The sequence below is a fragment of the Candidatus Neomarinimicrobiota bacterium genome (assembly GCA_034716895.1).
GTDB lineage: Bacteria > Fidelibacterota > UBA8477 > UBA8477 > JABMPR01 > JABMPR01.
In genome coordinates, this window is record JAYEKW010000080.1 from 5,001 (window position 1) to 14,701 (window position 9,701).

4 protein-coding genes and 1 rRNA gene (1 of these 5 only partly in view) are annotated in these 9,701 nt (G+C 46.1%); all 5 read right to left on the minus strand.

Annotated elements, in window-relative coordinates; genetic code table 11:
- Positions 1-177: ribosomal RNA gene (locus tag U9Q77_05480) — 16S ribosomal RNA — on the minus strand (it extends 1,387 nt beyond the left edge of the window).
- A 709-nt stretch (positions 178-886) separates the two neighbouring features.
- Positions 887-4,333, minus strand: a complete 3,447-nt coding sequence (locus U9Q77_05485) for a S8 family serine peptidase (GenBank protein ID MEA3286807.1) — start codon at positions 4,331-4,333, stop codon at positions 887-889.
- An 84-nt stretch (positions 4,334-4,417) separates the two neighbouring features.
- Complete coding sequence (locus U9Q77_05490) at positions 4,418-7,252, minus strand: T9SS type A sorting domain-containing protein (GenBank protein MEA3286808.1); 2,835 nt, start codon at positions 7,250-7,252, stop codon at positions 4,418-4,420.
- 157 nt (positions 7,253-7,409) lie between these two features.
- Positions 7,410-8,714, minus strand: coding sequence for a PorV/PorQ family protein (locus tag U9Q77_05495; protein MEA3286809.1), 1,305 nt, complete (start codon positions 8,712-8,714; stop codon positions 7,410-7,412).
- Positions 8,715-8,725: 11 nt separating this feature from the next.
- A partial coding sequence (locus U9Q77_05500; protein MEA3286810.1) for a hypothetical protein occupies positions 8,726-9,701 on the minus strand: 976 nt, incomplete at its 5' end.

Here is a 9,701-nt window from a genome sequence, read left to right on the forward strand (position 1 = left end):
TATCCGGTATTAGCACCAACTTCTCAGTGTTATCCCAAATCTCTGGGCAAGTTGTCTACGCGATACTCACCCGTTCGCCAGTTTAATAGGACTCCGAAGAATCCGTTCTCCTTAGACTTGCATGTGTTAAGCACGCCGCCAGCGTTCGTCCTGAGCCAGGATCAAACTCTCCATTGTAGTTTGTTTATGACTCTATTCTATTTTACTTATTTAACTCATTGTAATTGTCGGTATCGTCAAATGAGATACCTCATATTGACCTAGACCGTGCATACCCATTTTTCAAAAATCAAGGAGAAGTTTTTGCGTTCTCCGCTCTCATATTTCGAAAGCTCGCAAATATACTCTGGCACCTATGCCTCAGCAACACTAAATATCAACTTATTGAAAAAAGTTTCGTGTCATTTTGGCACCTCTACCCATTCTCCTGTCATAAAGCGGCGCGATAATAATCTGCTGACTAGCTCTTCACAACAACTTTTTCCAAAATACCTGGAAATAGTTCAATTATCTTTTTTACAACACCAGCGTTCCCTCTCACTCCAAACATGATATTATCACATAACTTCCATAATTGCAACAATATAGGGCTCACTTAATACCTTCTCAAACTCACCTGATCACCTGGCTGGGATTGATTCCAAGAGCCCTATAAGCCGTATTCCACACGAGGACAGGTCTGGTACTGCCAATTGTAGTCCACATTTACAGAAATTTTAATGGAGCATAATATTTATTTGCAAGCTGCATCCAGAAGCGATCAATTTCAAGTCACCGTCTCAATAGGAACTGACTGGCAATTTATCGTATTACTGTGGGGGTGGTATACTAATCAGAGAAGCCCCCGGGGAACGGAGGCTTCTCTGATTGATCTTGGGCTTATTGCTTACTTAAGCAGGGTCATCTTTCGGATCAGATCACCGCGAGGTGTTGAAAGCCGATACAGATAGATACCTGCACTTGCCGGCTTCCCATTAAACTGACCATTCCAGGATACTGAATAGCTGGCCGGAGCCAGATGCTCAGAAACCAATGTCTTTAGAACCCGGCCCCGAATATCGAGGATCTGCAGTTCCACAAAGCCAGACCTGGTTAACTCAAAGCTCAACTGAGTGATGGGATTAAAGGGATTGGGATAATTTGCATGCAATTGATAGTGCTCAGGTAAACTATTTCCCTCCCGAATTGCAACCGGAGCCTGAGCAGCACCTGTACGGTGTAAATTTCCTCTATGGGTTGGCCAGTAACCGGCTTCATTTCCAGCGCTGTTAAGATCAAGCACAGCGAGGTAATCATCTGTTCCAATCACGATCTCAACATCACCATCTGCATCAAAATCACCGATACTGGGAGCACCCTGGCTCTTATTGCTGGTTTCGGTTGGAAATCCAGCCAGGACACTAGCATCCAGATTAAAACCGTAGATAAAGAAATCATTGGAGCCGAAGAAAATCTCCGCCTCCCCGTCACCATCCACATCTGCAACAGCTGGAGAACTGTAGATCACGGCACCAGTAACCTGAGGCCAGCCATCCAACACAGCTCCGTTATGATCCAGAACGTAAACGCTGCGATCAAGACTGCCAAATGCGATCTCCAGATCACCATCACCATCCATATCACAGACAGCGGGATCAGTTTGGATATTTTGCCCAGATGTAGCATATGTCCACAGCTCAGCACCAGTGGCATCGTATGCGTGAAAATAGTTATCATCACAGCCAAATAGGAGCTCCTGGCTTCCATCTGGACTGTTATCTATGTTGGCGATCACCGGGGCAGATTTCAACCGATCAGTGAGCACAATAGGAAATCCAGCTACATCAGTACCATCAAGATTCAGAACGTGCACCCGGTCACCCCAGGTACCAACCACAATATTGACATTACCATCGCCATTCACATCTCCAACAGCAACCGCTTCGGTAAGATGATCTTCAAGCATGAGTGGGAAACTTCCAAAAGGAGTACCATCATGATGGACCACAGCCAAATCGTTGTTGTAACAAGCTGCAATGACCTCCAGATCACCGTCATTGTCCAGGTCAAAAAGCGTAGCCGTGGCAAATATATACCGAGTGGAGGTATAGATGATCTCAGAGCTGCCATCATGGTGGATCACGTATAAATTATAGTCCTTGGATCCAATTACGATCTCCAGGTCACCATCATTGTCAATGTCTCCAACAGCAGGGGTAGCTTCGATCTTATTACCTGTAAGAAAGGGAAAGCCTTCCAGTTCAGTGCCATCCTGTTTGATGGCATGCACCAAGCTATCTTCTGCACCGAAAATGATCTCTTTACTTCCATCACCATCCAGATCGACAATGGCATTTCCACCTTTTATGATGCCTGAGACCAGGGGAAAATTCAATTGCCAGATACTGGCTTCAACATTGAATTCAACCAGGACTGTATAAGCGTGCCCACTTGCTTCATTGGCCGTAACTTCCAAAGTAAAGGGAAATTGACCTGAAGGTGCATCAGCAGCAATGGCAAACTGATAGCGATCCAGTATGTTGACCCCAATATTGCCATTAAATATGTCACCATAACTGGCTGTGCTATCCGAGATCGTTACATATTCCGAACTGCTGCGTAAAATAGCCGTGACACTAACCGCATCCACCCAACCTGGCTCATTATACAGGTTGACCCTCATCTTGGCTTCTTCGCCTGGTGAGAGAACACCATCGCCATTATCCACAATCATCTGCAGGCTATGTGAATCATAGCTCAGGAGTGGAAAGAGCGTATGAGCCAGAGTGGTGTAAATATTTACCCGACCACTACCCAATAGACCGGCATAGTTCGGGTTGATGTCATCAATTGGATCAGCGGAACTAAGCATATTCTCAACCAACCAGTCATTATCCTGGTCAGGGCTGGCTGATTTCAGTAAACCAAAACAGGAAGCCACAATGGGGGAAGCCATAGAAGTTCCCGGCCAGGATGCATACGATCCGTTGGTAGTGTATACGGTACTCTGAATATTCTCACCGGGGGCAGCCAGACTGATACCTGAAAAATATCCGTTTACTCCGGGAGTCCCCACCTCATCTCCATAGTTGGCCCATGAAAAATTGTCAGATGAACCCACAGCGGTAACTGAAACGACTTTATCATAACCTGACGGGTAGTGAGGGGTATCAGTCGGATTTCCATAATCATCTCCATTGCCGGCTGCGGCAACCAGAAGCGCCCCGTAAGTATCGTAGATCAGATTAATGGTATTCTGGCTAGAACTGCTGTAACCCGTTCCGCCCCATGATAAGTTGATAATATCTGCTCCAGCTTTGGCGGCATACAACATTCCTGAGTAACCACCTGAGATGTAGCCCTGTGAATCCTGGTCATACAAACACTTGACTGACATCAATGAGCCATTATAAATAACACTGGCAATGCCTGTAGTGTTGTCGGTAGTGGCACAGAGGAGTCCGGCTACATGGGTTCCGTGCATCCGTGTGCTGGCATCAGCACCTGATGTGGCTCCCATTGGATCATTGTCAGGGTCATTACCACTGGTGGAACCAGAGACATCCCAGCCTATCAGGTCATCAATATAGGTGGAGGGATTATTGTCCCAATTATCATCATCCACCCCATCCATAAAGGGTGAACTTGCATGCAGGGCATCCTGAAGATTGATCGAACCACTGGAGTTGTAATCCTCCTCAATATAGGCGACAACCTCTTCGGCAGTGACAACACCATCAGAATCGGTGTCAACTGCATCAAATATATCAGTTGGAACCTCAGCCTGATTGATCCAGGAACTGCGCCATAGATCGGGGTGGGTGTACTGAACGCCTGAGTCAACGCTGGCCAGAATAATCCCTGTATCACCAGGCAAACTGCCACCTGCAATATCCCAGAGATCCCAGGCTTCATTCGCATCGATTTTCGGCAGAAACCACTGTGATCCATAACGAGTATCATTGGGAGTGTATAAGAAGCGTTCGATGGCTTCCAACTCAGCATATAGGATGTGAGCATCTTTGGAAAAATCTGCGATCACCTGATTGATATCCCAGCGATTTACATCAAAGCTTAACCGATAAATGTTGGATAGAATCACATCCTCTACCATATCGTCAGGTGTGGCGGCTGGCAGCCATTTTTCCATACCTGTGATCTCACGTAATTCCAGGAGTTGATCCAAACTGGCCAGTCCGGTAACAGGCGTATTGTCTCGAAAGCTGATGGTTTGAACAGCGATATCCGGCTGCAAACAAATAAGCATTCGGTCACCATAGTAAGCTGCATCCTCTGATCCAGAGGCTAATGCAATGGATATCGCCAGCCCAAATAGTATTATAATTTTTTTCATCTTATCCTCACATGCCCCCTAAAGAAACGAGTTGAAAGTAGATGGTGATCCACTTTCAACTCGTCACATCTGTCTTGGTCTAACTTATTTCAGTAATATCATTTTCCGTGTGATATGGGTCTTGCCAGTATTCAATGAATAGATATAAATACCTGAATTCATGTGCGAGGCATCCAGTTCAACGGTATAGTAACCGGGAGCCTGATGCTCCTGTACGATAACATCAACCTGGCGACCGGTAAGATCAAAGATCTTCAATTCAACATTACCAGCTTCTGGCAGTGCATAATCGATAATAGTGGCAGGGTTGAAGGGATTGGGGTAATTCTGTGATAGAGCATATTGAGATGGTATTCCAGCATTGGGAACATCATCGATCCCGACAACGACAAAGGCGCTATCTACATCAGCCCGAAACATCAGGTTATAACTCAGCCCCAGATTGGACATATTGTCCCACCCTTCACCGGCATTGTAAAAAGACAAACCACTATAATTGTCTGTATCAGCACCCAAAGACGGAGTGGAATTCACTTCCTTGGCACCAACATAAAAGGAACCTGAGGTGATCCAGATCGAGTCAGCTGAGATATCTTTAACATTCCAGCCGTGGACCAGTCCGCTCCAACCTGTTCTCTTGAACTCACCTAAAGGCATGCCATCATCACCATCATCATCCCAGACATAGGCAATGGCACTGGCGGTACCAGTGGGGTTTCCATGAACATACAGTTTGAGACGCTTGATCAGGGTTGGATAACCATCGGGAGTGAATTTTACAGCTTGATAACCACCGGCACCCAGGTTAAAACCAAATTCTGATGATCCATCATCATTGGCCATGGTATAGACTGAAGCTGATTCAGGCAACACGTAGACTTCATCTGAGAAATCACCCTCATCACCTTCAAAGACAGTGGTGATCGCGTAGTAATAGCCAACACCATTGGTTACCGTATTATCGGTATAGAAGGCTGCTGCCAGGGGTGTGTCGTTGAGCGGTGTGGTAAAGCCAGCGTCTGCTTCCCGACGATATACATTGTAAGTAAAACCTCCTGCAGAGCTGGTGACACCAGTTGCATAAAGGGCATAGTTACCGTCCATACCAGTGCCAGTAAGGCTCAGCATGGTACCTTCAGGATGCCAGCCGTAGGCTTCACCTTCATAGGGGCTATCGGAATCCAGAGCAACAAAAGGTGCTGTGGTATCGGTATAGGCCCACCCAACATAAAAGCTACCGATAACAGAAATATTGGCTGGACTCAGATCGTAGGTCATGAGTTCATCCATGGCAGTAGCAGTTACGGGTTCACTTTCAAATATGATTTCTTCATTATCATCCCAGACTGTCACAATAATGGGCAAAATGGAGCCAGGATCAGTCGTATTGCCACTACTTAAGACATAGGAAAAGGTCTGCAGGGTGGTGGGTAGTCCAGTTTCATAGCGGGATGTCCAGGCTGATCCAACGACCTGGCCAGACATCCAGGGAACAGAGCCGGCGATAAATGATTCCAGAGTCTCATCACCATGGGCAAAAGTAACTTCTTGAGATTCATTCACATCGGTCCAACTAAGGGCTACTTCACCAGCCATTGCTTCAGCGGTGACATCAGCAGGAACCGGCAGGATCAGTTGCGAGGTTTTATAAACACTTACATCATCAATGTGAAAACCAGTTCCGTCACCACCATCATTATTATCATCAATTCTGGTTCTCCACATGATCCGGATATCTTTACCAGCCATATCGGTGAGATCAAGGGAACCATTGAATTGCATACCTTCCTGATATATTTCCCAGGAGGATGATCCAGGTCTGGGGCTGGCAGGATCGCTGTAATCATAAAAAAGGTCTGCCCACAGGATACCTGAAGCAGTCATATTGTCTTCACTGGTGGCATCATTGTAAAACAGGGTATCGGCAGCGGTGGACACCAGAATATTATCTACATAAAAACCGGTCAGTGTGGCATCATCCACTGTTGAGTAACTGGCATCCGAACCAAAGGCGAACCGGATCATGACTTGCTGCTCAGCATAGGCAGCCAGGTCATAACTGGCATTAACCCAACCAGCGCTTATACCACCCCAACCGGGAATATCACAGCCATCGCCATTGAACGACCAGCCAAAACCACTGGTGGACTGATAAGCTGGAGAACCTGCAAGGGTGGTCCAATTTTCACCGGCATCAGTGGAGATCCGGACATTGGCAACATCCCAGCCATCGATCTCACAACCATCGATAGTTTGGGAAGCACCAGAATAAGCTTCAAGTGCATATTTAACCTTGAAATTCAGGCTGGCACCAGCGGGGAGAATAATGGGATCAGTATCCAGAAACTGCAACCAGGCATCATTGTAGCCACCGATATCTTCTGAGCCACACCACCAGGAGATATCACTCTCGAAAGCATTGTAATCACTTGGGTGCCAGGGAATGGAAGTCATATCAGCCACTTTTACAAAATAGTAATCTTCCAATGAGTTGTCACCATCACCATCAGCATCAGGGAAATCACAGAAAAGGGCAAAATCAAAGGTTAGATTTTCGACTTCGCTTACTTCCGGGAGGGTGATCATTGGACTCAGTAATTCGGAGTTCGAGGCACCAGCAGGATCATCATCAGCAACAAAACTATGGGTGGGACTATAGGAATTATCCTCAGTCAGGGTCCACTGTCCACCAGCTACCCAGCCACTTACATCACCTTCAAAATCATCAAAATAGATTCCCACGGAGTCTCTCAACTCGCGGAATACCACAGTAGAACCAGTTTCACTATCTAAAACTCGTGTTTGAATACTGGTTTCAACAGAATTGGGTTGAATACTCTGTTTGGCAGCAGTGCGTTCCATATTCGCTGCCCATAGCGTTGAGATCATTAACATTCCAACGATTAAAATGCGTTTCATCCTGCTCTCCTTCATCATAGTTTAAATTTTCCTAATTCTAATCAATACTTAACCAACCTACTATATGCAATCTTTGCCAGGGAAGCATGACCAACGCAATCTCTCTTTGGAGATCGGCGCACTCACTTCGTTCATTCGCGAAGACGCTTTGAATTGTCTAAAAACCAAAGCCCAGGGATACTTGCTGGACCATTCCTATAATACCATAATTTGAGTAGGAGTAGTCAAATAACAATTTGGTGCCATACAAATTATATTTTACGCCCATACCCATTGAAAAACGACGCAGGGAATATTTATCAGAACCATAATAGCTGTCCCAACTGCCAATATTCACCTCATCACTCTTCACCCTGAGACCATCAGTAAATGCCTCATTATCATCAAAAACGCCGTTCCCGTTCTGATCGAAATATTCTTCACCAAGATCATATTCATTATTGTACTCTACCGTATAGATATCATACTGGATCGGCCATTCATACTTGATCTTATAGCCACCGCGCAGGAAAAAGATATTATTCCAGCCATACTCAAATCCAAGGGCGCCCCGCAGGACAGCATCAAAGGGATCATTGGCATCAACCAATATACTCAAGCGGTGGGCGGGTGTGGGATACCAGGGACTTTTACCACCGATCACATCAGCTCGGATACCGGCTCTGAAAACGATGGGCAAGGGCCATTCTTCGGTCAATAAGCGGGATGTCAGCTCAGGATTACCCTGAAGATCATCGTTGATATCAACGATTTGGTTGAGATCAGGCCCATCGAAACGAGTCCCAACCCCAAAATTCTGGATGGACATTCCCAGAACCATCCCATAGATACCCAGATCAAAATTTGATCCGATATCAAAGGCGAAGGTACTGGCAGTTTCACGATAGATGGTTTCCCGTATCATTTTCCCAGTAATTCCAACTGAAAGACGATCAGTCAGCATCCGGGTAAAGGCCAGACCCAAAGCCATGCCTGATACCTGAAATTGCTCACCGGTTCCGTTGGGATAATCCAGGGTGGTTACTTCCATATCACCTGAATTCATGTACTGAGCAATGATACCAATGGTATTGCCACCGCCCATGGGCAAGGTAAGCCCGAGATAGTTACTACTTATCCCGGCATATAGCTTGGTACTGCTGACATAGAGATCCGGTCCATTTGAGAAGGCGATGCCAGCTGGATTCCAGGCCATGGCTACGGCTCCATGAGCCAGTGCTGTATAGGCACCACCCACGGCTGCACCGGCAGCTCCATATTCCAGTTTCAGAAATTGACCAACTGAAGTGGCTACTTTGCTGAAATCGTCACCGGGCAGTACTGCATTCAGGGAATCCTGACGCGCATCCTGGGACAATCCCGGTAAAGCGAACAAGACCAGTAGCAGGATCGTGCTAACCATCCGTTTTAAGTTTAAACTTTTATTTGATTTTACTTGAGCGTATGAATTATAGTTTCTCATCAGTCACGCTCCTATCGAATGATGGCAAATTTGCCAGTGTAAGTTTCAAAGTTCGGTGTCTCAACCACAAAGATGTAAAGCCCGGGGGCTACCTCCTGGCGGTTCATTGAGCGCAGATTCCATTCGGCCTGACCTGAAAAAAGATCGTTATGCAGAATGGTGTAAACCAGTTCACCGGTGAGGGTAAAGATGCGGATGACACACTCATCAGGCAGATGGGTGAAATGGATGCTCTTGTGATTGATATCGGTCTCCCAATCTGCTGAAACAATGTATGGATTGGGAACCACGATGACATCATCAACATGATCGCTGGTCACTTCTTTCATCTGGGTAATACTGGATGCATCAAACAGAAACTGATCACCTTTACGGAAGGGTTTCTTGATTCTCACGCGCATCGTATCAACATCCGGGTAGTTGTAATGGATATTTGATGCCAGAGAATCCGGTTGCCAGGAAATCTCAACCCGCCAGGTGGACTTTTCCCGCGAGGAGTCATAACCAGCAACATTGAACTCTCTCAGAAAGAAATACATCCGATTTCTGAAGTATGGAAACTCCGGGATGGGTGCCAAACCAAGATTACTGGACGACACACCTCCCAATTGGAACATGATCTTTTCGCCACTGCTCCTGTTGTAAATGCTAAATGGCATGGTATAGCCATTTTTATCATCAGCAGGTTCACCCCATACAAAGTCATAGTCAGCCGCATTCTTGTAGCGGTAGGATGTCTTTCCTGAAAAATCTATGGAATAAGATGGTGATGTACTGGGCGTTTTATTCAGCCATTCCACTGTATCAAGCTTGGCTTCATCATAATTCTCAGAGAAAATAATAAAACCATCCCAGGGGCTACCGAAGATCACGCCATCCGTAAAAGTTACGGGTACCCGGGCAGCCAGTCGTGTTGCCAGGGAATCGATACTCCCATCTGCTTGGTAGACCCAGCCAATAATGGTATCTCCCGTATCCATATTGTAA